Source organism: Mesorhizobium sp. M7D.F.Ca.US.004.01.2.1, assembly GCF_003997785.1.
Classification (GTDB): Bacteria; Pseudomonadota; Alphaproteobacteria; order Rhizobiales; family Rhizobiaceae; genus Mesorhizobium; species Mesorhizobium loti.
Genome location: NZ_RZRQ01000023.1, coordinates 1 through 22284, shown reverse-complemented (window position 1 = coordinate 22284; position 22284 = coordinate 1). Strand labels below are relative to the sequence as shown.

The 22284-nt window shown below is 63.6% G+C and carries 19 protein-coding genes; 11 read left to right on the top strand and 8 right to left on the bottom strand.

Annotated elements, in window-relative coordinates; genetic code table 11:
- The first annotated feature begins 100 nt into the window (after positions 1 to 100).
- The 7 genes from EN993_RS06490 to EN993_RS06460 all read left to right on the top strand — a co-directional run bounded on the left by EN993_RS06490 (position 101) and on the right by EN993_RS06460 (position 7250).
- The gene (locus tag EN993_RS06490) at positions 101 to 904 is read left to right on the top strand and encodes a DeoR/GlpR family DNA-binding transcription regulator (protein WP_057145053.1); all 804 of its coding nucleotides are present in this window, start codon (positions 101 to 103) and stop codon (positions 902 to 904) included.
- A gap of 55 nt (positions 905 to 959) precedes the next feature.
- Positions 960 to 1955 (top strand): rhamnose ABC transporter substrate-binding protein, encoded by a 996-nt coding sequence (rhaS, locus tag EN993_RS06485; RefSeq protein WP_127262709.1) that lies wholly within the window; start codon positions 960 to 962, stop codon positions 1953 to 1955.
- 85 nt (positions 1956 to 2040) lie between these two features.
- Entirely contained in the window at positions 2041 to 3582 is a 1542-nt protein-coding gene (locus EN993_RS06480; RefSeq protein ID WP_127262708.1) for a sugar ABC transporter ATP-binding protein, read from the top strand.
- Positions 3579 to 4559: an ABC transporter permease gene (locus EN993_RS06475; RefSeq protein WP_109666605.1), complete on the top strand. Its 981-nt coding sequence runs from the start codon at positions 3579 to 3581 to the stop codon at positions 4557 to 4559. Before EN993_RS06480 ends, EN993_RS06475 begins: the two co-directional genes overlap by 4 nt.
- On the top strand, positions 4556 to 5551 hold the full coding sequence (locus tag EN993_RS06470) for an ABC transporter permease (protein ID WP_127262707.1): 996 nt from the start codon (positions 4556 to 4558) through the stop codon (positions 5549 to 5551). The genes EN993_RS06475 and EN993_RS06470 overlap by 4 nt, the downstream gene beginning before the upstream one ends.
- A complete protein-coding gene (gene rhaM, locus EN993_RS06465) occupies positions 5551 to 5868 on the top strand; it encodes an L-rhamnose mutarotase (RefSeq protein ID WP_127262706.1) in 318 nt (105 codons plus the stop codon). The genes EN993_RS06470 and rhaM overlap by 1 nt, the downstream gene beginning before the upstream one ends.
- Positions 5865 to 7250, top strand: a complete 1386-nt coding sequence (locus EN993_RS06460; protein WP_127262705.1) for an FGGY-family carbohydrate kinase — start codon at positions 5865 to 5867, stop codon at positions 7248 to 7250. Before rhaM ends, EN993_RS06460 begins: the two co-directional genes overlap by 4 nt.
- Positions 7251 to 7336: 86 nt before the next feature.
- Here the strand turns inward: EN993_RS06460 and EN993_RS06455 are convergent, their stop codons facing one another.
- The 3 genes from EN993_RS06455 to galE all read right to left on the bottom strand — a co-directional run bounded on the left by EN993_RS06455 (position 7337) and on the right by galE (position 11518).
- Positions 7337 to 9163: an alanine racemase gene (locus EN993_RS06455; RefSeq protein ID WP_127262704.1), complete on the bottom strand. Its 1827-nt coding sequence runs from the start codon at positions 9161 to 9163 to the stop codon at positions 7337 to 7339.
- A 2-nt stretch (positions 9164 to 9165) separates the two neighbouring features.
- A complete protein-coding gene (locus EN993_RS06450) occupies positions 9166 to 10416 on the bottom strand; it encodes a D-amino acid dehydrogenase (protein WP_127262703.1) in 1251 nt (416 codons plus the stop codon).
- Between the two features lie 106 nt (positions 10417 to 10522).
- Positions 10523 to 11518 carry a UDP-glucose 4-epimerase GalE gene (gene galE, locus EN993_RS06445; protein ID WP_109666590.1) on the bottom strand — a complete coding sequence of 332 codons (996 nt, stop codon included), beginning with the start codon at positions 11516 to 11518 and terminating at the stop codon, positions 10523 to 10525.
- Between the two features lie 267 nt (positions 11519 to 11785).
- Between galE and hemA the strand changes: the two genes are divergently transcribed.
- On the top strand, positions 11786 to 13063 hold the full coding sequence (gene hemA, locus EN993_RS06440) for a 5-aminolevulinate synthase (RefSeq protein WP_109666803.1): 1278 nt from the start codon (positions 11786 to 11788) through the stop codon (positions 13061 to 13063).
- 147 nt (positions 13064 to 13210) lie between these two features.
- Here hemA and EN993_RS06435 read toward each other — a convergent pair whose 3' ends face one another.
- Complete coding sequence (locus EN993_RS06435) at positions 13211 to 14377, bottom strand: pyridoxal phosphate-dependent aminotransferase (RefSeq protein ID WP_109666588.1); 1167 nt, start codon at positions 14375 to 14377, stop codon at positions 13211 to 13213.
- 110 nt (positions 14378 to 14487) lie between these two features.
- The gene (gene mscL, locus EN993_RS06430) at positions 14488 to 14910 is read right to left on the bottom strand and encodes a large conductance mechanosensitive channel protein MscL (protein ID WP_056588266.1); all 423 of its coding nucleotides are present in this window, start codon (positions 14908 to 14910) and stop codon (positions 14488 to 14490) included.
- A 357-nt stretch (positions 14911 to 15267) separates the two neighbouring features.
- Here mscL and EN993_RS06425 point away from each other — a divergent pair, with 357 nt between their 5' ends.
- Entirely contained in the window at positions 15268 to 18756 is a 3489-nt protein-coding gene (locus tag EN993_RS06425; RefSeq protein ID WP_127262702.1) for a PAS domain-containing hybrid sensor histidine kinase/response regulator, read from the top strand.
- 1 nt (position 18757) lies between these two features.
- On the opposite strand, the gene EN993_RS06420 is transcribed toward EN993_RS06425, so the two are convergent.
- On the bottom strand, positions 18758 to 19417 hold the full coding sequence (locus EN993_RS06420) for a response regulator transcription factor (protein WP_126067652.1): 660 nt from the start codon (positions 19415 to 19417) through the stop codon (positions 18758 to 18760).
- Positions 19418 to 19541: 124 nt separating this feature from the next.
- A complete protein-coding gene (locus tag EN993_RS06415; protein WP_056588273.1) occupies positions 19542 to 19970 on the bottom strand; it encodes a hypothetical protein in 429 nt (142 codons plus the stop codon).
- Positions 19971 to 20077: 107 nt separating this feature from the next.
- On the opposite strand from EN993_RS06415, the gene EN993_RS06410 reads away from it, so the two are divergent.
- A complete protein-coding gene (locus tag EN993_RS06410; RefSeq protein ID WP_126067651.1) occupies positions 20078 to 20428 on the top strand; it encodes a DUF952 domain-containing protein in 351 nt (116 codons plus the stop codon).
- Positions 20425 to 21504 (top strand): quinone-dependent dihydroorotate dehydrogenase, encoded by a 1080-nt coding sequence (locus EN993_RS06405; RefSeq protein ID WP_127262701.1) that lies wholly within the window; start codon positions 20425 to 20427, stop codon positions 21502 to 21504. The genes EN993_RS06410 and EN993_RS06405 overlap by 4 nt, the downstream gene beginning before the upstream one ends.
- Here EN993_RS06405 and EN993_RS06400 read toward each other — a convergent pair.
- Positions 21497 to 22284, bottom strand: a 788-nt coding sequence (locus EN993_RS06400; protein WP_245468664.1) for an MATE family efflux transporter, incomplete at its 5' end; no start/stop codon positions are given. The genes EN993_RS06405 and EN993_RS06400 overlap by 8 nt on opposite strands.

Here is a 22284-nt window from a genome sequence, read left to right as displayed (position 1 = left end):
ATCAAGATCGATCATATTGCACTGCACAATGAAATTATATGATCGGAAATGATTGACACTGCGCGTTTTGGGTGCCTAGATGCTTAGGCAGGGAGGAACCATGCACGAAAAAGAGCGCCACAGGATTATTCTGTCCGCCGTCCAGGAAAAGCCTGTTGTGACGGTGCAGGAGATGGTCGACCTGACGGAGTCCTCCGAGGCGACGATCCGGCGCGATATCGCGGCTCTCCATGTCCAGAAACGCCTGCGCCGCGTGCGCGGTGGCGCTGAAGCAATCTCGCCGCCGCAGTTCATCGGGCTGGCCGGCCGGCCCTTTTCCGTCAACGAAACCATCAACGCCTCGCAGAAGCGGGCAATCGCGCGTGAAGCGGTCGAGCTGTGCAAGGATGGCGAGCCGATCATCATCAATGGCGGCACCACCACCTTCCAGATGGTGCATTTCCTGACCGGCCGCCGCATGCCGATCTTCACCAATTCGTTCCCGATCGCCGAGCACCTGCTCAAGCATTCCAAGAACACGGTGATGTTGTCGGGAGGCACCATCTATCGCGAGCAGAACATCATCCTGTCGCCCTTCGACAATGACGTGACGCGCAATTTCTATGCGCGCCGCATGTTCATGGGCGCGCAGGGGCTCGGGCCGCTCGGCCTGATGGAGGGCGATCCGCTGCTGATCCAGGCGGAGCAGAAGCTGATCGACCAGGCCGACGAACTGGTGGTGCTGGTCGACTCGTCAAAATTCCGCAAACGCTCCAGCCTGATCCTGTGCGGCCTGTCGCGCATCGCTACCGTCATCACCGATGACGGCATCGAGGATCGGGAGGCCAAGATGTTAGAGACCGCCGGCGTGACGCTGATCGTCGCCCGCAAATCGGCAAAGGAAGAATCTTCACTGCAGGCCTGAGACACCCTCACGCCCGCAGCGACGATGGAATGCAACGCTCAAGGGAGGATATTCGATGAGCTTCTTGAAGAAATTGATGGTAACGGCGGCCTTTTCAGCCGCCATGTTCGTGAATGCAGCCTATGCCGAAAACGTCAAGATCGCGCTGGTGGTGAAGTCGCTTGGCAACGGCTTCTTCGATGCCGCCAACAAGGGCGCCGAAGAGGCGGCCAAGGAACTCGGCGATGTCGACATCATCTACACCGGCCCGACCAAGGCGACCGCCGAAGCGCAGATCGAAGTGGTCAATTCGCTGATCGCCCAGAAGGTCAACGCCATCGCCATTTCGGCCAATGACGCGGATGCGCTGGTGCCGGTGCTGAAGAAGGCCATGGAGCGCGGCATCACCGTCATCTCGTGGGATTCGGGCGTCGCCAAGGAAGGCCGCCAGCTTCACCTCAACCCGTCCGATACCGGCCTGATCGGCGAGACCATCATCAAGCTCGCCGCCGACTACCTGCCTGAAGGCGGCGACGTCGCCATCCTGTCGGCCTCCTCGACCGCGACCAACCAGAACGCCTGGATCGATGCGGCCAAGAAAATCCTGCCGGAGAAGTTCCCCAAGATCAAACTCGTCGCCACCGTCTATGGCGATGACGATTCGGCCAAGAGCACGGACGAGGCCAAGGGCCTGCTGAAGTCCTACCCGAACCTCAAGGCGATCATAGCGCCGACCACCGTCGGCGTCGTTGCCGCCGCCCAGGTCGTCACCGACGAAAACCTGATCGGCAAGATCAATGTCACCGGCCTCGCGCTGCCGTCCGAGTTCAAGAAATTCATCGACAACGGTTCCAGCCAGGCGGTCGCGCTGTGGAACCCGATCGACCTCGGCTACTCGGCCGTCTACCTCGCCCATGATCTGGCAGTGAAGAAGGAAGAGGCGAAGCCCGGCGCCACGCTGTCGATCGGCCGCGTCGGCAAGGTCACGCTCGACGACACCAATTCGGCTGCGATGGCTCCGCCCTTCCAGTTCGACAAGTCGAACATCGAGAAGTTCTCCAAGATCTATTGATCTGGAGCCCTTTCAGGCTGTCGCGGCGGGGCTCACGTCCCGCCGCGACTTTAAACGGACCTTGTTTTCAGGGCTTGATACGACTATGGACACGACAGCCCAACCCGGCACGGTGAAGGAGCGGCCTCTGGCCTCGGCCCCACGCCTGACTCTGTCCGGCATCTCCAAAAGCTTTCCCGGCGTGCGCGCGCTGCACAATGTCAGCCTGTCGCTCTATCCGGGCCAGGTAACCGCGCTGATCGGCGAGAACGGCGCCGGCAAGTCGACGCTGGTCAAGATCATGACCGGCATCTACCAGCCTGACGAGGGCACAATCAGCATCGACGGCCAGGCCGTCACCCTGCCCAGCGCGCATGCCGCCTTCGGCTATGGCGTCACCGCCATCCACCAGGAAACCGTGCTGTTCGACGATTTGACGGTTGCCGAAAATATCTTTCTCGGCCACGCGCCACGCACGCGCTTCGGCACCATCGACTGGCGCACGATGCGCAAGAATGCGCGCGAGGTGCTCGACACCATGCATGCCGGCCATATCGGCGCCGACGCGCGGCTGAAGGACCTCGGCATCGCCAACAAGCATCTGGTCGCCGTTGCGCGTGCCATGTCGATCGACGCGCAGATCGTCATCATGGACGAGCCGACCGCCGCCCTTTCGATGAAGGAGATCGAGGAGCTTTTCCTGCTCATCGAGTTCCTCAAGAGCGAAGGCAAGGCGATCCTGTTCATCAGCCACAAGTTCGACGAGATCTACCGCATCGCCGACCGCTACACGGTGTTCCGCGATGGCGAGATGGTCGGTGAAGGCCTGATCAGGGATGCCGGCCAGAGCCAGATCGTGCGCCTGATGGTCGGCCGCGCCGTCGATCACATCTTCCCGCAACGCAAGGCCGAGATCGGCGCACCGGTGCTCTCCGTCTCAGGCCTGTCGCACCCGACCGAGTTCAACAATATCGGCTTCGAGCTGCACAAGGGCGAAATCCTCGGCTTCTACGGCCTGGTCGGCGCTGGGCGCAGCGAGGTGATGCAGGCGATATCAGGCATTACCCGCACCTCAAGCGGCACGATCACGCTGGAAGGCAAGACGATCGCGCCGAAATCGGCGGCGGATTCCATCGATGCCGGCATCGTCTATGTGCCGGAAGAACGCGGCAAGCAAGGCGTGGTGATCGGCCTGCCGATCTTCCAGAACGTCTCGCTGCCGTCGCTCAAGCGCACCTCCAAGTCAGGCCTGCTTCGGTTGTCCGAGGAATTTGCGCTCGCCCGTTCCTACACCGAGCGGCTCGACCTGCGCGCTTCGTCGCTCAGCCAGGATGTCGGCACGCTGTCGGGTGGCAACCAGCAGAAGATCGTCATCGCCAAATGGCTGGCGACCGCGCCCAAGGTGATCATCCTGGACGAGCCGACCAAGGGCATCGACATCGGCTCCAAGGCCGCCGTGCACGGCTTCATGGCCGAGTTGGTGGCGCAAGGCCTGTCGGTGATCATGGTGTCGTCGGAACTGCCTGAAATCCTCGGCATGTCCGACCGCGTCGTCGTCATGCGCGAGGGTCTCGTCGCAGCGGTCTACGACAACAAGGGACTGGACGCCGAGACGCTTGTCAGGACAGCAGCAGGGATCGCGGCATGAAGGCTTTCCTCAAATACCGTGAAATCTGGCTGTTCGCGGCCATCGTCGTGCTGATCGGATTGATCTCGACGCGCTTCCCGGCCTTTGCCGACCCCGGCAATCTGCGCCAGGTGTTCAACGACACCTCGATCCTGATGATCCTGGCGCTGGGCCAGATGGTCGTCATCCTGACCCGGTCGATCGATCTGTCGATGGCGTCCAACCTCTGCTTCACCGGCATGGTGGTGGCGATGCTGAACGCCGCGCATCCGGCGATCCCGATCCCGCTGCTGATCGTCATCGCACTGCTGGTCGGGCTGGTGCTCGGCGCCATCAACGGCCTTTTGGTGTGGCGGCTAAACATCCCTTCGATCGTGGTCACATTGGGTACGCTGACCATCTATCGCGGCGCCACCTTCGTCCTGTCCGGCGGCGCCTGGGTCAATGCCGACAAGATGAGCCCGGACTTCATCGGCTTCCAGCGTGCGGCCTTCCTCGGCATTCCGGTGCTGTCGTGGATCGCCATCCTGGTCATTGCGCTGTTCTTCGTCTTGATGACGCGCACCGCGCTCGGCCGCTCGATCTATGCCATCGGCGTCAACCCGACGGCTTCAGTCTATGCCGGCATTGATGTCGGCCGGACGAAATTCATCGTCTTCTGCATCTCCGGCATGATCGGCGGCCTCTCCGGCTATCTCTGGATCTCGCGCTATGTGATTGCCTCGGTCGAGGTCGCCAACGGCTATGAGCTCAACATCATTGCCGCCTGCGTCATCGGCGGCATTTCCATCGCCGGCGGCATCGGCTCGGTCGGCGGCGCGGTGCTCGGCGCGCTGTTCCTCGGCATCATCTCCAACGCACTGCCGGTCATCAACATCTCGCCCTTCTGGCAGATGGCGATTTCGGGCAGCGCCATCATTCTGGCCGTCGTGCTCAACGCGCGCGGCGAACGCCAGCAAGGCCGCATCATCCTCAGAAAGGTGGAGGCGGTGACGTGACCGACATCCCTGCCCCGCGCCACATTCCCGACAGGCTCGACAAGCCGTTCCGTGCGGCGATCTTTTCCTGGGAAGCGCTGCTGGTCGTGGTGGCCGTCGCCATCTTCGCCATCAACAGCTTCGCCTCGCCCTATTTCCTCGACCCGTATTCGCTGTCCGATCTCACCTTCAATTTCACCGAGAAGGGTCTGATCGCCTTTGCCATGGCGCTGCTGATCATTTCGGGCGAGATCGACCTGTCGGTCGCCGCCATCATCGCGCTGGCGTCGACCATGATGGGCATGGCGGTGCAGGCCGGCGCCGGCACACCGGTGCTGGTGGCGATCGGCATCGTCGTCGGGCTCGGCTGCGGCGCCTTCAACGGGCTGCTGGTGACAAGGCTTGGCTTGCCGTCCATCGTCGTCACCATCGGCACAATGAGCCTGTTTCGCGGCATCGCCTTCATCATCCTCGGCGACCAGGCCTACAAGGGCTATCCCTCGAGCTTCGCCTTCTTCGGCCAGGGTTACGTCTGGTGGGTGGTGTCGTTCGAACTGGTGCTCTTCCTGATCGCGGCCGTCGTTTACTGGTTCCTCTTGCACCGCACGAGTTTCGGCCGCCGCGTCTTTGCCATCGGCAACAACCCGGTCGCAGCACAATTTTCCGGCGTGCGCGTCGGCCGCACCAAGTTCATCCTGTTCTGCCTGACCGGGCTGATGTCGGGCATCGCCTCGGTGCTGATAACCTCGCGGCTCGGTTCGACGCGACCGTCGATCGCACAGGGTTACGAGCTGGAAGTCATCACCATGGTGGTACTCGGCGGCGTCAGCATTCTTGGTGGCGCCGGCAGCATTGTTGGCGTCGTGCTCGCCGCCTTCATCATGGGGCTGGTGACCTTCGGGCTTGGCCTGCTCAACGTGCCCGGCATCGTCATGTCGATCTTCATCGGCCTGCTGCTGATCATCGTCATCGCGCTGCCGATTGTCTGGCGGCGGCTGCGTGGTAACAGCTGATGCCTGAGAAATACGCGTTCAAGATGAAGCTCAAGCCGGGCATGAAGGCCGAGTACAAGCAGCGCCACGACGAGATCTGGCCGTCGCTGGTCTTATTGCTCAAACAGGCCGGCGTCTCCGATTATTCCATCCATCTCGACGAAGAGACCAATATCCTGTTCGGCGTGCTGTGGCGGCGAGACAACCACAGCATGGACGCACTGCCCAAGCATCCGGTGATGCAGCGCTGGTGGGCACACATGGCCGACATCATGGAGACCAGGCCGGACAACGAGCCGGTGGCCGTGCCGCTGGAAACCGTGTTCCATATGGCATGAGTGCGATGCGCCACGTCGCCGTCATCGACATCGGCAAGACCAACGCCAAAGTGGCGCTGGTCGACCTCACGACGTTGAGCGAGGTCGCGCTGCGCCGCACGGCCAATGCGCCGGTGCGGCTAGCGCCCTACCCCCACCACGATGTCGAGGCACTGTGGACGTTCATCCTCGACAGCCTCGACAGCCTTGCCAGCCTCAACCGCGAACAGCGCATCGACGCCATTTCGATCACGACACATGGCGCGACGGGCGTGCTGGTCGATGCCGCGGGCGAGCTGGTGCTGCCGGTGCTCGACTATGAATTCGACGGCCCCGACCGGCTGGCAGCGGACTATGAAGCGATCCGCCCGCCTTTCGCCGAGACCGGCACGCCACGCCTGCCGCTCGGCCTCAATCTCGGTGCACAATTCTTCTGGCAGCAGAAAAGCTTCGCGGCGGAGTTCGCCAGGGCTGCAGCGATGCTGATGTACCCGCAATACTGGGCCTTGCGACTGACCGGCATCGCCGCTAACGAGGTGACTTCGCTCGGCTGCCACACCGATCTGTGGAACCCGTGGACGGCGGATTTTTCATCATTGATCGACAGCCTGGAATGGCGCGGGCTGATGGCGCCGGTGCGGACGGCGAGGGATCGCCTCGGCCCGATCCTGCCTATCGTTGCGGTGCGAACCGGACTCGATCCGCAAACGCCGGTCTTCTGCGGCCTGCATGATTCCAACGCCTCGCTGCTGCCGCATCTGCTCTCCGACAAACCGCCTTTCTCCGTCGTCTCGACCGGCACCTGGGTGGTGTCGATGGCGGTCGGCGGCAAACAGATTGCGCTGGATGCCGCGCGCGACACTCTGGTCAATGTCAACGCACTCGGCGATCCCGTTCCCTCGGCGCGCTTCATGGGTGGCCGCGAGTTTTCCGTGCTGACGAAGTATCTACCGGAGCAGTGGACCGAAGCCGATGTCGGCGCCGTGCTGGCGCGAAAGGTGCTGCTGCTGCCGTCGACCCAGCAAGGGTCGGGACCGTTCCCGCATCAGACTGCGATATGGCTCAACGCCGACGGCATGAACAATGGCCAGCGCTTTGCTGCCATCTCGTTCTATCTGGCGTTGATGACGGCGACCTGCCTCGACCTGATCGGCGCCGACGGCCCGACCACAGTCGAAGGGCCCTTTGCCCGCAACCGGCTCTTTGTCGGCATGCTGGCAGCCGGCACGGCACGTGCCGTTGTTGCGTCCGAGGCTGCCACCGGCACCAGCATCGGCGCCGCATTGCTGGCAACCGATCAACGGATGGCGCAGGGCAAGGGCGAAAGAATGGAGCCGCCGACCGACCCGGTCTGGGCCGACTACGTCAGTGCCTGGCGCGCGGCAGTCGAAGTGCAGGGATAGGGTCTGTCTGTTTGGGCATGGTCTCTGGACAAACGATTTCCGTTTGTCCGAGAAAACCGGAACCCACTTTTCGGGACCATGCTCAGCTACAAGATCCGCTTGCCGAAAACCGACATGACGAAGTTGATCACGTCGGTGCCGATCCGGGGCTCCAGATCCGCGGTCAGCCCCGAAACATCCATCGACAGCAGACCGCCGGAGAGCGCGATCGCCTCCATCGCCTGATGCGTCTCGCGCACGGTCAGCCCGCCGGAGCCCGCAGCCCAGCCCGCGAATTCGGTTGCGGTAGGCGAGTAGCTGACATGGAAGCCTTGCGTGCCGGATGTGGCGATGCGTATCGCCTCATGCATCAGGTCGCGCATGCCCATGGCATCGATATCGGTCATGGTGAAGGCCGACACGCGTGAATCCTTCAGCACCCGTGCTTCGGCCGGGTCGGCATGGCGCAAGCCGACAATGACGACATTCTCCGGCGACAGCTGCGGCTGCAGCGCACCCGCCTTGTGGTCGAGGCCGAGGGTACGCGCCAAGACCGAGCCTTGCGGCAAGTCGATGCCGTCCTCGTCCTCGGGCATCAGGGCGGCGATGGAATCGATCCAGATCAGGCCGAAGGAATGCGTCGCGCGCGCCGCTGCGGTCAGCGCCTTGTGGGCGATGCGACGGTCGGCGCCGGCAGTCAGCCGGATCAGCCCCGATGGCGGCCGCTCGACATCGGCCAGTTCGACGACGTCGAAATTCATCGCTTCCAGCCGCGCGCCGGTGCCTTCCCGAGCCAGTATGCCGGCAGCCCCCTGCTCGGCCGTGATCTGCACCATCTTGCGGCCGGAAAAGTCCTCGACGTCATGCATCGGGGCCTTCTCGACATATTCCGAAGTCATCGCCAGCAGCATGGCGCCATAGCTCATGCGGAAGGCAACGCGGTCGCCGACAGCCGGCGGCGGATCCGCATCGGCGACATCGAGCAGCAGATGGTCGCTTGAGGCGCCGAGCACCCGTATCCCCTTGGCAATCGGTGTCAGCCCCTCGACCAGCACGTCCTCGCGGCCGTTATTGGCGATGGCGCGCAGCCTGTCGCCCTCGTCGGGAAAGACCGGCTGGTTGCCGAAGGCGTCGTAGCCCGATTGGCCGATCGGCCGTGACGGCTTGAGCTTGACCTCGATGATGTCGCTGGTCAGCCGGCAGGCATCGGGTTCGAGCTCGGCCCATGGCGTGTCGCGGAAGGTCTCGACGCCGCCCTGCAGGATCGCCTCGCCGACCCGCAGATTGTTGATGCCGGCCGGCAGCTTGCCTTCGAGCAACAGCGGCAGCGACGACGAGGCGCCCCCGGAAATCCAGTCGAGGCTTTTGCCGGACAGGCGCTCGGTCTTGTAGGCATGGGCGACGAGTTGCCCAAGGTTTTCCGGCGTCGGCATGATGGCGCCGAAGCAGCCGAGATTGGTGCCGATGCCGGCAATGCGCACGCCCTTGAACTGTAGTATCTGTTCGACCGTCGGGATGAGGTCATTCGGCCAAATGCCTTCGCGGAGATCGCCGAGATCGATCATCAGCATGATGTCGTGGACGCGGCCCATGCGCTCGGCGATGCGCGAAATCTCGCGGATGGTGGCGAGTTCCGACTGCAGGCTGATGTCGACGGTGCGCACCACCTCCTCGACACGCGCCATCGGCGGACTGCGCAGCAGCATGATCGGCGCGTTGATGCCACTGTCGCGCAGCCGGCGGATGTTCTCGAAGCGCGATTCGGCGATACCGGCAACGCCGCCGCGCAGCATGGCGCGCGCCACTTGCGGCATGCCGCATGTGCCCTTGGTGACGCCGAACACCTTGATGCCAGACAGCGCGCAGCGCTCGACGATCGTGCGCGCATTGCGCTCGATGCGGCCAAGGTCGATGGCGACTTGCGGTCCCGACATCTCTAGCCCCCGTAGACCAGCCCTTGCGGGTCGATCTCCGGCTTGCGGCAGGCGACGAGGTCGGCGAGGAATTTGCCGGAGCCGCAGGCCATGGTCCAGCCGACATGGCCGTGGCCGGTGTTGAGATAAAGGTTGCTGAAACGCGCCTTGCCAATGACCGGCACCGAGTTCGGCATCATCGGCCGCAGGCCCGCCCACAGCTCGGCCTTGTTCTCGTCGAAGGCGCCGGGGAACAGGTCCTTGCCGGTCCTGAACATGGCGGCGAAATCGCTCGGCCGGAAGGTACGGTCGAAACCGGTGAATTCGGCGGTCGAAGCGAGCCGCAGCCGGTTGCCAAGCCTGGAATAGGCAATCAACTGATCCTCGTCGGCGCCGCCCATGGTCGGGCCCTTGCTTTCGTCCTCAAGCGGAATCGTCGCGGTATAACCCTTCACCGGGTAGATAGGCAGGTCGATGCCGTAGCGGCGCCCGAGCAGGCCGCTTTCCGGCCCCATCGACATGACCACGGCATCGCCGAGAACCGGTCCGGCCGAGGTCATCACCGCGCGCACCCGGTCACCCTCGATGTCGAGGCCCTCGACCGTCGTGCCGTAGAGAAACGTCACGCCGAGTTTCCCGGCCGCGTGGGCGGCGAGCTTTTCCACGAACTGCCGGGAATCGCCGGTCTGGTCGATCGGCGAATAGACGCCGCCGGCGATCTTTTCCTTCACTCCGGCAAGACCCGGCTCGAGCTCGATCAGCCGGTCGCGGCCGACGATCTCGATCGGCAGGCCATGCTCGGCCAGATAGCGATAGTTGTCGGTGCCGGTGTCGAGACTGTGCTGCGAGCGGAAGAAATAGAGGATGCCCTTCTTGCGCTCGTCATAGTGAATGCCGGTATCGGCGGAGATGGCGTTGATACAGTCGCGCGAATAGAGCGCCAGGCGCAGCTTGACCCGGCTGTTGGCACGCAGGCGCTCTTTCGTGCATTGGCGCAGGAAGCGCAGGCTCCAGGCGAGGAAGTAGGGATCGAAGCGCAGCCGCACCTTGATGCCGAGATCATGGTTGTAGAGCGCGCGCAGGAAGGTCTTCAGCGCCGCCGGCGAAGCCCAGGCGGTGGCATCGCCCGGCGAGACCAGGCCGGCGTTCGACTGGCTGGTGCCGCGCGCCGGCGCCGCATGGCGCTCGATCACGGTGACCTCGTGGCCGTCGCTGGCCAGATAATAGGCGGCTGCCGTACCGACGACACCGGCCCCGAGCACCGTTATCTTCATGCCATCCCCCCAAAAGCTCTTCGCGGCGCAGCGCCTCCACGCCGTGCCGCGAATGCCTTCAATAGCGCTTCGCCACGTGCCTTGCGAGCCCCTGGGAGAACCCGGCTCAGCCGCGCGCGGAGTTCTTGCCGGTCAGGATGCGCTCCCAGGCGAGCGCGTCGGCAACGATCTGGTCGAGATCGTCGCGCTGCGGGGTCCAGCCGAGTTCGGCGCGGGCGAGATCCGAATTGGCAACCACCGCGGCGGCGTCGCCGGGGCGGCGATCGCCCATCTTCACCTCGAAATCATGGCCGAAGGCACGCCGCACGCTGTCGATGACCTCGAGCACCGAATAGCCATGGCTGTAGCCGCAATTGGCGACCAGGCTCGCGCCCCCGGCGCGCAGCCGCTGCAGGGCCAGGCGATGCGCCGCCGCCAGATCGCTGACATGGATATAGTCGCGCATGCAGGTGCCGTCCGGCGTCGGATAGTCGGTGCCGAACACCTGCATGAACGGCCGCTTGCCGAGTGCGGTTTCGCAGGCAACCTTGATCAGATGGGTGGCGCCCGGCGTCGACTGGCCGGTACGGCCCCTGGGATCGGCGCCGGCGACGTTGAAATAGCGCAGCGCCGTGTAGCGCAAGGGGTGCGCGATCGCCGCATCGCGCAGCATCCATTCGCTCATCAGCTTGGACAGGCCATAGGGCGATTCCGGCGCCAGGCGAGCATCCTCGCGCACCGGCTCCAGTCCGGCGCCGCCATAGACGGCAGCGGTCGAGGAAAAGATGAAATTGGGCACGCCCTCTCGGACCGCGGTCTCGATCAGCGTGCGCGTCTTGCTGGTGTTGTTCTCATAATAACTGAGCGGGTCGGCAACCGATTCCGGGACCACGATCGAGCCGGCGAAGTGGATGATCGCATCGACATGATTGTCCCTGATGATCGAACCGACCAATTCCCTGTCGGCGACATCGCCAACCACCAGCTTTGCCTCCGGCGCCACCGCCCATTCGAAACCGGTGGAAAGACGGTCGAGAACGACCACGCTCTCGCCGGCATCCAGCAGTTCCCAGACCATGTGGCTGCCGATATAACCGGCGCCGCCTGTTACCAAAACCGTCATCCGTGACCTCGCATCTCAAGATTTATCGGAAACTGTCTCAACCCCCGCCTTACTGGAAAGCCTGCCGCCTGGCCATTAGAACTCGTGGTAACCGGCATTGTCGGCATGTGGCATCGTCCTGAAACAAAATTGATCCACATCAAGGGAATAGGCCACGATCCGTGGTCGTTAGGAACAGGTCCGGGGCGTGGCATTTTGACCAAAAAGGCCCGGTGGACGACCAATAGGGCAATGATTATGATCCCGCGCAAAATTGGGAAAGTCGACATGAACTATCAGCGGTTCTTCGAGGAAGCGATCGACCAGCTCCATGCAGAGCGTCGCTATCGCGTTTTCGCCGACCTTGAGCGCATCGCGGGCAAGTTTCCGCGCGCCATCTGGCGTTCCAATGGCCGCGCCGAGGAAATCACCGTCTGGTGCTCCAACGACTATCTCGGCATGGGCCAGCATCCCGACGTCATCGCCGCGTTCCAGAACGCGGCCGGCAAAATGGGGTCGGGCGCCGGTGGCACCCGCAACATTTCGGGCACCAGCAACCCGCTGGTCGAGCTCGAAGTGGAGCTTGCCGACCTGCACGACAAGGAAGCCGCACTCGTTTTCACCTCCGGCTTTGTCTCCAATGAAGCCTCGATTTCGACCATCGCGCGGCTTTTGCCCAACTGCCTGATCATCTCGGACGAGTTGAACCACGCCTCGATGATCGAAGGCGTGCGGCGCTCCGGTGCGGAAAAGAAGATCTTCCGCCACAATGATGTCGCGCATCTGGAAAGCCTGCTGCAGGCGGCGGGCCGCGAACGCGCCAAGCTGATCGTCTTCGAGAGCGTCTATTCGATGGATGGCGACATCGCACCGATAAAGCAGATCGTCGAGCTCGCCGAGCGCTACAACGCCATGACCTATATCGACGAGGTCCATGCCGTCGGCATGTACGGACCGCGCGGCGGCGGCATCACCGAGCGCGAGGGACTGGCCGACCGGATCGATATAATCCAGGGCACCCTGGCCAAGGCGTTCGGCACGCTGGGCGGGTACATCACCGGCACAAGCGCGGTGATCGACGCGGTGCGCTCCTATGCGCCGGGCTTCATCTTCACCACGGCGCTGCCGCCGGCGATCGCCGCCGCCACCACCGCCTCGATCCGCCACCTCAAACGCTCGCAGGCCGAGCGCGATGCACAGCATCAGCAGGCGACACGAACCAAGCAGATCCTTTCGGCCGCCGGCCTGCCTGTGATGGACTCGCCAACGCACATCGTGCCGCTGCTGGTCGGCGATCCGGAGGCCTGCAAGATGGCCAGCGACCGCCTGCTCGGCGTGCACGGCATCTACATCCAGCCGATCAACTACCCGACCGTGCCGCGCGGTACGGAGCGGCTGCGCATCACGCCGACGCCGTTCCACTCCGATGCGCTGATCGCCGAGTTGCAGGACGCGCTGGTCGAGACCTGGGATGCACTCGGCATTCCCTATGGCTCCGCCGGTCGGCCATCGGTGGCCAAGAGCGACCGGATCATTCCCCTGCTGGTGCCCAAGTCAGGCGGCTGAAGCCCGTTTGAAACTCTACTCCGACGGCCATCTGACGCAGGTTTCTGCGCTTCCGGTGCTCACGGACCTGAATGTCCGCTGCGCTCCGGTTCTCGAAACCCACGCCAGCTGACTCGCCGGAGCGATTTTCAATCCGGCCTCAGGGCATCAAATAGTCTTCATCCACTTTGCCAGCCGGTGCGCGGCTTCCTCGATCTGATCGAGGCGGCGGTGGAAGCACAGTCTGAGGAAGGCTTCGCCGCCGGGACCGAAGGCGGTGCCGGGCGCCAGGCCGACATTGGCCTTGTCGACGATGTCGAAAGCGGCAGTGCGTGAATCGGTGATGCCGTCGACCGTGAAGAACAGATAGAACGCGCCTTGCGGTACGGTGAACCGGGCGCGGCCTGTGTCGCCGAGAATGCCGCAGACCAGATCGCGTGCCTTGCGCGCCCGCTCCACCTGTTCGGCAACGAAGGCATCACCCTCATCAAGGGCTGCAACCGCACCGCGCTGCATGAACTGGGCGACGCCGGAGTTGGAATACTGGATCAGGTTCTCGAACACCTGCTGCAAGGCGGGATGTGTCTTGATCCAGCCGACGCGCCAGCCGGTCATCGCCCAGTTCTTGGAAAAACTGTTGACGAACAGGATGCGGTCTTCCGCCGTGGCGATGTCGAGGAAGGACGGCGCACGGCCGTGGCTGTAGTGGAACAGCGAATAGATTTCGTCGGCGATGATCCAGAGGTTCTTCGTGCGCGCAAGATCGAGGATCGCCTGCAAGGTCTCGTGATCGGCGGTCCAGCCGGTCGGGTTCGACGGCGTGTTGATGAACAGCGCTTTTGTGCGCGGCGTGATCGCCGCCGCAATCTTCTCGACGTCGCAGGACCAGCCATTGCCGGAATGATCGAGCGTGACCGCCACCGGAACGGCGCCCGATATCCCTGCTGCGGCATCGAAATTCGGCCAGGCCGGCGACAGATAGATGACCTCGTCGCCGGCACCGGCGAGCGCGTCGAGCGCCAGCTGGATGGCATGCATGCCGGACCCGGTGACGATGAATTGCTCCTCAGGGAAGGTCTTACCGAAATGCCTGGCATAGTAGCGGGAAAGCGCCTGCCTGAGATCTGGGATGCCCTTTTGCCAGGTGTAGAACGTCTCGCCGCCGGCCAGCGCCTTCGACGCGGCATCGGTGATGAACGAAGGCGTCGGCAAGTCGCCCTCGCCGGCCCAGAGCGGGATCATGCCTTCGCGCAGGCGGCCGTAATTGACGACGGCGACAATGCCGCTTTCGGGTGCGGCGCGGGCCTCCGTGCGCAAGCTGTCGATCAAAGTCATGGGCGGGTCCGTTCCGATCTCGGGCGTTTATCAGCGCTCCTTACCAGATGCGAAAACAGAAAACCCCAGCCGCGAACGACCGGGGTTTTGGTCCAGCAATGCTTTGCTGATTATCTTTTGGCGAGCAAGTCGCGAATTTCGGTGAGCAGCGCGACGTCGGCGGGCGGCGGCGCGGCCGGTGCTGCGGGCTTCTCGCGTTCAAGCCGCTTGCGCATGTTGTTCACGGCCTTGACCATCAGAAAGATGATGAAAGCGAGGATAAGGAAGTTCAACGCGACAGTGATGAAACTGCCATACGCGAAAACAGCGCCTTGCTTTTTGGCGTCCGCCAGCGAGGTGGCATTGACGGCCGAGGAGAGCCCCAGGAAATAGTTGTTGAAGTCCAAGCCGCCGAAAATCGCGCCGACGATCGGCATGATGATGTCATTGACAAGGGAATCGACGATCTTGCCGAAGGCCGCGCCGATGATGACGCCGACCGCAAGGTCCATCACATTGCCCTTGGAAATGAATTCCTGGAATTCTTTCAGCATTCGACCCTCCTTGTCATGACCGGCCGAGCTGCCGCTTCCGTCCTTGCGGGCATCGACCTGAGGCAACATAACAAAAACCTGCGGTTGCAACATCGGCAAAAAGGAGAAAGCAACCGGTTTCTCCTTACCTGGCGGTAGTCTCCAAAGCGCGTCGCGTTGAAACGGATCCACGCGCCGCGCTTTGGGTGTTTTGTTTTTGTGCATGTCGTTGCCCCAAAACCGCTGCGCGCTTTTGGGCGACATGCATCAGAAATCGCGGTCTTCATGCGCCCAAAGCCGTGATGGACTCGGAAGCCAAGCTGTGATTGCGTCTGGGCAAGCCGGGTTGAAATTCGGCACAGGGAGGATATTGCCGGCGTGCAGGGCTTGTTCATCGTCATCATCGCGATCGCCTATGTGACGCTGCTGTTCGCCATCGCCAGCCTAGGCGACCGCCGCTCGGCCATTTCAGGGCCGAGTCGGGCCCGTCCCTTCATCTACGCGCTCAGTCTTGCGATCTACTGCACGTCCTGGACCTTCTTCGGCTCGGTCGGCCTCTCTTCCGAACGCGGCCTCGAATTCCTCGGCATCTATACCGGCCCGGTGCTGGTCTTCGTGTTCGGCTTTCCGCTGCTCAACCGCATCGTGCGGTTGGCCAAGACGGAGAAGATCACCTCGATCGCCGACTTCCTCGGCGCCCGCTATGGCAAGAGTTTTACCGTCGCGGCGATCGCCACGCTGATCGCGACCATCGGCGCGGTGCCCTATATCGCGCTGCAGTTGAAGGCGATCTCCGGTTCGGTCAGCCTGATGGTCGAGCACTATACGGGATCGCCGCCCTCCTTCGATCCCTTCGTCAGCGACATCTCGCTGGTCGTCGCCATGCTGCTGGCGCTGTTTGCGGTGCTGTTCGGCACGCGCCACGCCGACGCCACCGAACACCAGGACGGGCTGATGCTGGCGGTGGCCGTCGAAACCGTGGTCAAGCTTGCCGCCTTCCTGGCCATCGGCTTGATGGTCACCTTCCTGATCTTCGGCGGCCCGGGCGACATGTTAGACAAGCTCGCCCAGAATGCACAGGTTCGGCAGGCGATGAGCTACAACACCTCGCTCGCCACCTGGCTGGTGCTGACTTGCCTGAGCGGCTTTGCCATCATCATGCTGCCGCGCCAGTTCTACGTCACCATCGTCGAGAACCGCGGCGAGGCCGAACTGCGCACCGCAACATGGGTGTTTCCGCTCTACCTCGTAGCGATCAATCTGTTCGTGCTGCCGATCGCCTTTGCCGGCTTGTCGCTGGTCGGCACCGGAACCAGCAGCGATCTCTATGTGCTGTCGCTGCCCTTGTTCAGCGGCCATGACGTGCTGGCCATGGCGGCCTTCATCGGCGGGCTGTCGGCGGCGACGGCGATGGTGATCGTCGAGAGCGTGGCGCTGTCGATCATGATCTCCAACGACCTCATCATTCCGCTGTTCGTGCGCCGCCTGCTCAAGACCTCGACCTCCGAGACCGAAGACTGGTCGACGCTCATCCTCAATGTGCGGCGCGGAGCGATCTTCATCCTGCTGTTCATCGCCTTCCTCTATTACCGCGAGAGCACCAACAGCGCGCGCCTGTCGTCGATCGGCCTGATGTCGTTCGCGGCAATAGCACAGTTCGCGCCGGCGCTGATCGGCGGCCTGATCTGGCGCGGCGCCAATGGCCGGGGTGCAGCACTCGGCATGGTCGCCGGCATCCTCGTCTGGGGCTACACGCTGCTGTTTCCATCGCTTGCCGGACCTGACACCGAAATCATCGCGCACGGGCTGTTCGGCTTCGAGGCGTTGCGGCCGCAGGCCCTGTTCGGCACCGTCGCCGAACCGCTGAACCACGGCGTGTTGTGGAGCCTGTCGGTCAACGCGGTGTTCTTTGTGCTCGGTTCCCTCTCGCGCGCATCGGTGCCGCTGGAGCGCATTCAGGCGTCGATCTTCGTGCCACGCGATGCCGGCCCGATGCCAAGCCTGCGCCGCTTCCGCACCGCCATCACCGTCAACGACCTCAAGGACACGATCGGGCGCTATCTCGGTGTCGAGCGCACCGAGCGCTCCTTCCAGTCGTTCGAAAAGACCAACGGAACCTCGCTGCACGGCAACGAGCAGGCGAGCATGGACGTCATCCGATTTTCCGAACAATTGCTGGCCAGCGCCGTCGGTTCGTCTTCGGCGCGGCTGATCTTGTCGCTGCTGTTTCGGCGCCACGACCGCGAATCCAGGGATGCCTTCCGCTTACTCGATGACGCCACCGAGGCGCTGCAGCACAATCGCGACCTGCTGCAGATCGCGCTCGACCAGATGGAGCGAGGCATCACCGTCTTCGACCGCGACTTCCGCCTGATCTGCTGGAACCGCCAGTACCGGGCCCTGTTCGACCTGCCCGACGAGATGGGCCAGGTCGGCGTCTCGCTCGACAGCATCCTGCGCCATCTCTCGGAGCGCGGCGACATTCCGGCGGAGCAGCGCGTGGCCATGCTCAACCGGCTGACCAGCTTCGTCAGCCCATGGCAGATGGAGCTGAAAACCTCGGGCCGCATCCTGGAGCTGCGGTCCAACCCGATGCCGGACGGCGGCATCGTCGCCACCTATGCCGACATTTCCGGACGCGTCGAGCAGGATCTGGCGCTGAAACGCGCCAATGAATCGCTGGAGCAGCGCGTCAAGACCCGCACCATCGAGCTGACCCGCGTCAACGAAGAGCTGGCGCAGGCGCAGATGCTGGCCGAGGAGGCCAATCTCGGCAAGACCCGCTTCCTCGCCGCCGCCGGCCACGACATCCTGCAGCCGCTGAACGCCGCCCGGCTCTATTGCTCGTCGCTGATCGAGAAGGCCGGCAAGGGGCCGACCGGCAAGGCAGCGGTCAACATCGAATCCTCGCTGGAATCGGTCGAGACCATTCTCGGCGCCGTGCTCGACATCTCCCGCCTCGACGCCGGTGCGATGAAGCCGGACGATACCGCCTTCAACCTCGATGGATTGCTGCGCCAGATCGGCAACGACTTCCGGCCGCTCGCCGCCGAAAAGAAGCTCGAGCTGACGATCATGCCGTCATCGCTGACCGTGACGACGGATCGCAACCTGTTGCGGCGCCTGATCCAGAACCTGGTCTCCAACGCCATTAAATACACGCGCCACGGCCGTGTGCTGGTCGGCGTCAGGCGGCGCGGCGAACTGGCCGAAATCCAGGTGATCGACACCGGCATCGGCATCGCCGGCGACAAGCTGAACACCGTCTTTCACGAATTCACCCGGCTGGACGAAGGCGCGCGCGAGGCCGAGGGCCTCGGCCTCGGCCTCTCCATCGTCGACCGCATCGCCCGGGTGTTGCGCCTGGAGATCCGGATCTTTTCCAATCCGGGCAAGGGCACGCGCTTTTCCGTCATCCTGCCTGTGGCGGCCGTGCAGGAGCCGCGACGCGAGATCGAGACCAGAGCCCCTGCGCGTGCGACAGCTTCGCTGGCTGGGCTGCACGTGCTCTGCATCGACAACGATGCCCGCATCCTCGAAGGTATGCGGCTGCTGCTCGAAGGCTGGGGGTGCAACGTCGATACAGTGTCCGGCTCAAGGGATCTGGACGGAGCCGCGATGCACCGCCCGGACATCGTCCTTGCCGACTACCATCTCGACGGCGAAACCGGTCTCGATATCATCGTCAGGCTGCGCGCGATCCACGGCGACAACCTGCCGGCCGTGCTGGTCACCGCGGACCGCTCCAACGAGGTGCGCACGGCCGCGGGCGGCCTCGAGATTGCGGTGATCAACAAGCCGCTGAAGCCGGCCGTGTTGCGCTCGATGATGGCCAGGGTCAGGCCGCTGGCATCGGCCGCCGAATAGGTTAGCTCGTCGGCTGCAGCGGGTCGCTGCCGATCTTGGACAGGAGGATCACCGCCTGGGTGCGGCTGTCGACGCCGAGCTTCTGCAGGATGGCGGAGACATGCGCCTTGATGGTGGCCTCGGAGACGCCGAGTTCATAGGCGATCTGCTTGTTGAGCAGGCCCTCGGCCAGCATGCCGAGCACCCGGGTCTGCTGCGGCGTCAGGGCCTGCAGCCGCTTGATCAGGTCGGATATTTCGGGATCACGCTCGACGCCAAGATCGACGCCGACGGGCGCGGCGATGTCACCGGCAAGCACCGATTGCACGGCGCCGCGGATCTCTTCCATGCTGGCCGATTTGGAGATGAAGCCGGATGCGCCGAGATCGAGCGCCCGCCTGATGGTCGCCGGATCGTCACGCGCCGACACCACGATCAGCGGCACCGTCGGATGGATGCCACGCAGCGCGATCAGGCCGGAGAGGCCGCTGGCGCCCGGCATCGACAGGTCGAGCAGCACCAGATCGACATCCTCGTTGGCCACGACCAGCGCCTTGGCGCTCTCGAAATCGCCGGCTTCGTGGATGGCTGCGACATTGCCGATGCCGGCAAGCGCTTCGCGCAGCGCACCACGAAACAGCGGGTGATCGTCGGCGATGACGAAAGAATAGCCGGCCGGCAAATGTCCCTCCCCGAATCCCCCGATAATTTTTGCTTTTTTCGGGATCAGTTGGACGATTATGAGGGGCTGCGCGCTGTTTTCAAGCGGCAAAGCCAGCGCGCCGCGTTTTCCCTGCTTTGGACGCTCAGGTCTTCTGCGAATTGAGCTGGGCGCCGTTGTCCTTGTCCATATCCTTGACGATGCCCATGAAGCCGCGCAGGAAGCGTTCCATGTAGCTCATCGTCTTGTTGAAATCCTCCTCGCTCGGCAGTTTCGATTCGAGGCGGGCGGAGAGCGAATTCTCGAGCTTGGTGACGCGCTCGTCCATCGCCTTCATAGAGGTCTGCAAGCGGTCGACCTCGTCCTGGAAAGCAGCGCGTTCGTCGGCCGCCATCTTGCAGACAAGCTGGCCGGAGCGTTCCTCGCAGATCGACATGGCGCCGGTCTGCGTATCCATACGGACATAGCCGTTATCAGACTTTTCCAGCCGGTAGCGGTCGGTTTCTTCCGAATAAGCTGAAGCCGCGACCAGCGAAACGAGCGCGGCGGGGATCAAGATGTGCTGCAGACGCATGTTGTCCTCCATGGCCAAGGCCTGAAATATCGCATGTTTGCGCCGGAAATGGGGAAGACCCTTGGCGTGGCCTTTCCCACGTGGCTGGTTCGGACTATAGCGCAACCATGTCTCAGATTATCTACAAGATAACCCCGCAAGCGCCTTGGCGCGAGGCCGAAACACATGGCCGCTTCACCGGCGCGCCAATCGATGTCGCAGACGGCTTCATCCATTTCTCCACCGCGGCGCAGGTCAAGGAAACCGCGGCAAAGCACTTTGCGGGCCGGACCGACCTGCTGCTGGTGGCCATCGACGGGACCAGCCTGGGCGCGGCGCTGAAATACGAAGTCTCGCGCGGCGGCGCACTGTTTCCGCATCTTTATGGTCCGCTCGATCTAAAGGCCGTGCTGTGGGTCCGACAACTGCCGCTTGGCGCCGATGGTGTGCATCAGTTCCCGGCACTGGAGGGGCAATGAGCGTGCTCGACCGGCTTGGCCAGAAGCTGCTGTTCACCTTCGACCCGGAAACCGCGCATGGCATGTCGATCGCGGCGTTGCGATGCGGCCTGCCGGTCGGCGCGCGGACGACGCTCGACGCGCGGCTGAAGCTGACGGTCCGCGGCCTCGAGTTTCCGAATCCGCTCGGCATGGCTGCGGGCTACGATAAGAACGCCGAGGTGCCCGACGCGCTGCTTGGCCTGGGTTTCGGCTTTGCCGAGGTCGGCACGATCACGCCGCTGCCGCAGGCCGGCAATCCGAAGCCGCGCATTTTCCGGCTGACGGCGGACGAAGCGGTGATCAACCGGTTGGGCTTCAACAATGAAGGCCATGCAGCGGCCGAAAAGCGCCTTGCCGCACGCAAGGGGCGTGGCGGCATCGTCGGCGTCAACATCGGCGCCAACAAGGACAGCAGCGACCGCATCGGCGACTACGAGCGCGGTGTCGCCCGGTTTGCGCAATACGCCAGCTATCTCACCGTCAACATCTCCTCGCCCAACACGCCGGGCCTGCGCAACATGCAGGCGCGCGAGCAGCTTGGCGAACTTTTGTCGCGTGTCATGGCCGCGCGCGCCACGGCAACAGCCCAGCCGCCGGTCTTCCTCAAGATCGCGCCGGATCTGGTCGAGGCAGAGCTGGAGGACATCGCCGCAGAGGTCACCGAGAAGCGGATCGACGGCGTCATCGTCTCCAACACCACCATCTCCCGACCGGCACTGCGCAGCGGCGACACCGCGCGCGAAACCGGCGGACTCTCGGGCAAACCCTTGTTCGAACGCTCGACCATCGTGCTGGCGAAGATGCGCAAGCTGCTTGGCCCAGACCGCGCCATCATCGGCGTCGGTGGCGTCGATTCTGCCGAGGCCGCGCTGGACAAGATCCGTGCCGGCGCCGATCTGGTGCAGCTCTACACCGGCATGATCTATGCCGGGCCTGCGCTGCCGGGCCGGATTGTCGCCGCGATGGCACGCTTTGCCGGCACGGAACGGCTCAGATCCATTCGCGAGTTGCGCGACAGCCATCTCGATCGATGGGCAATGAGGCCGCTCAGCTGAACGCCGTTTGCATCCGCAACCGCAGAATGGTGAGCAGGCTGAAGCCTCGCACCAGCAGGAAGACGTGCAGCGCCGCCCACAGACCATTGTTGCCGAAAGCGGGCGCCAAAGTGAGCAGCGCGGCGCTGAAGGCGAGAAACGACAAAAGCATCATGTTGCGCATGTCGCGCGACCAGGTCGCGCCGATGAAGACGCCATCCATCTGGAACGCCAGCACACCGCTCAGCGCGGTGAACGCCGCCCACGGTAGGTAGGTGTCGGCCACTGCACGGACTTCCTGCGACGTCGTCACAAGAGCAATCAGATTGGCGCCGCCAAACAGCAGCACCAGAGTTGCAGCCCCGGCCAAGCCAAAGCCCCAGAACAGGGTCAGCCGCACGGCCTGCCGGAACGGTGCGGCGGCACGCGCGCCGACGGCACGGCCCGCCAGCTGTTCGGCGGCGGTGGCGAAGCCATCGAGGAAATAGCCGGCGACGAGAAAGAAGTTCATCAGCACGGCGTTGGCGGCCAGCGTCACCGTGCCGAACTGGGCGCCCTGGCGGGTGAACAGCGCAAAAGCGGCGAGCAGTGAGAACGAGCGGATCATGATGTCGCGGTTGAGCGACAGCATGCGCAGGAAGGCGGCCATGTCGAGCAGGCGATGGCGCGGCAAAGGCGGCGCCGCGCGGAACCGGCGGATCACGATCGCCAGGCCGAGCAGCATGGCAAGGAACTCACCAGTGACGGTCGCCCAGGCGACGCCGGCGACGCCCCAGCCAAGCTCCAGCCCAAGCAGGAAGC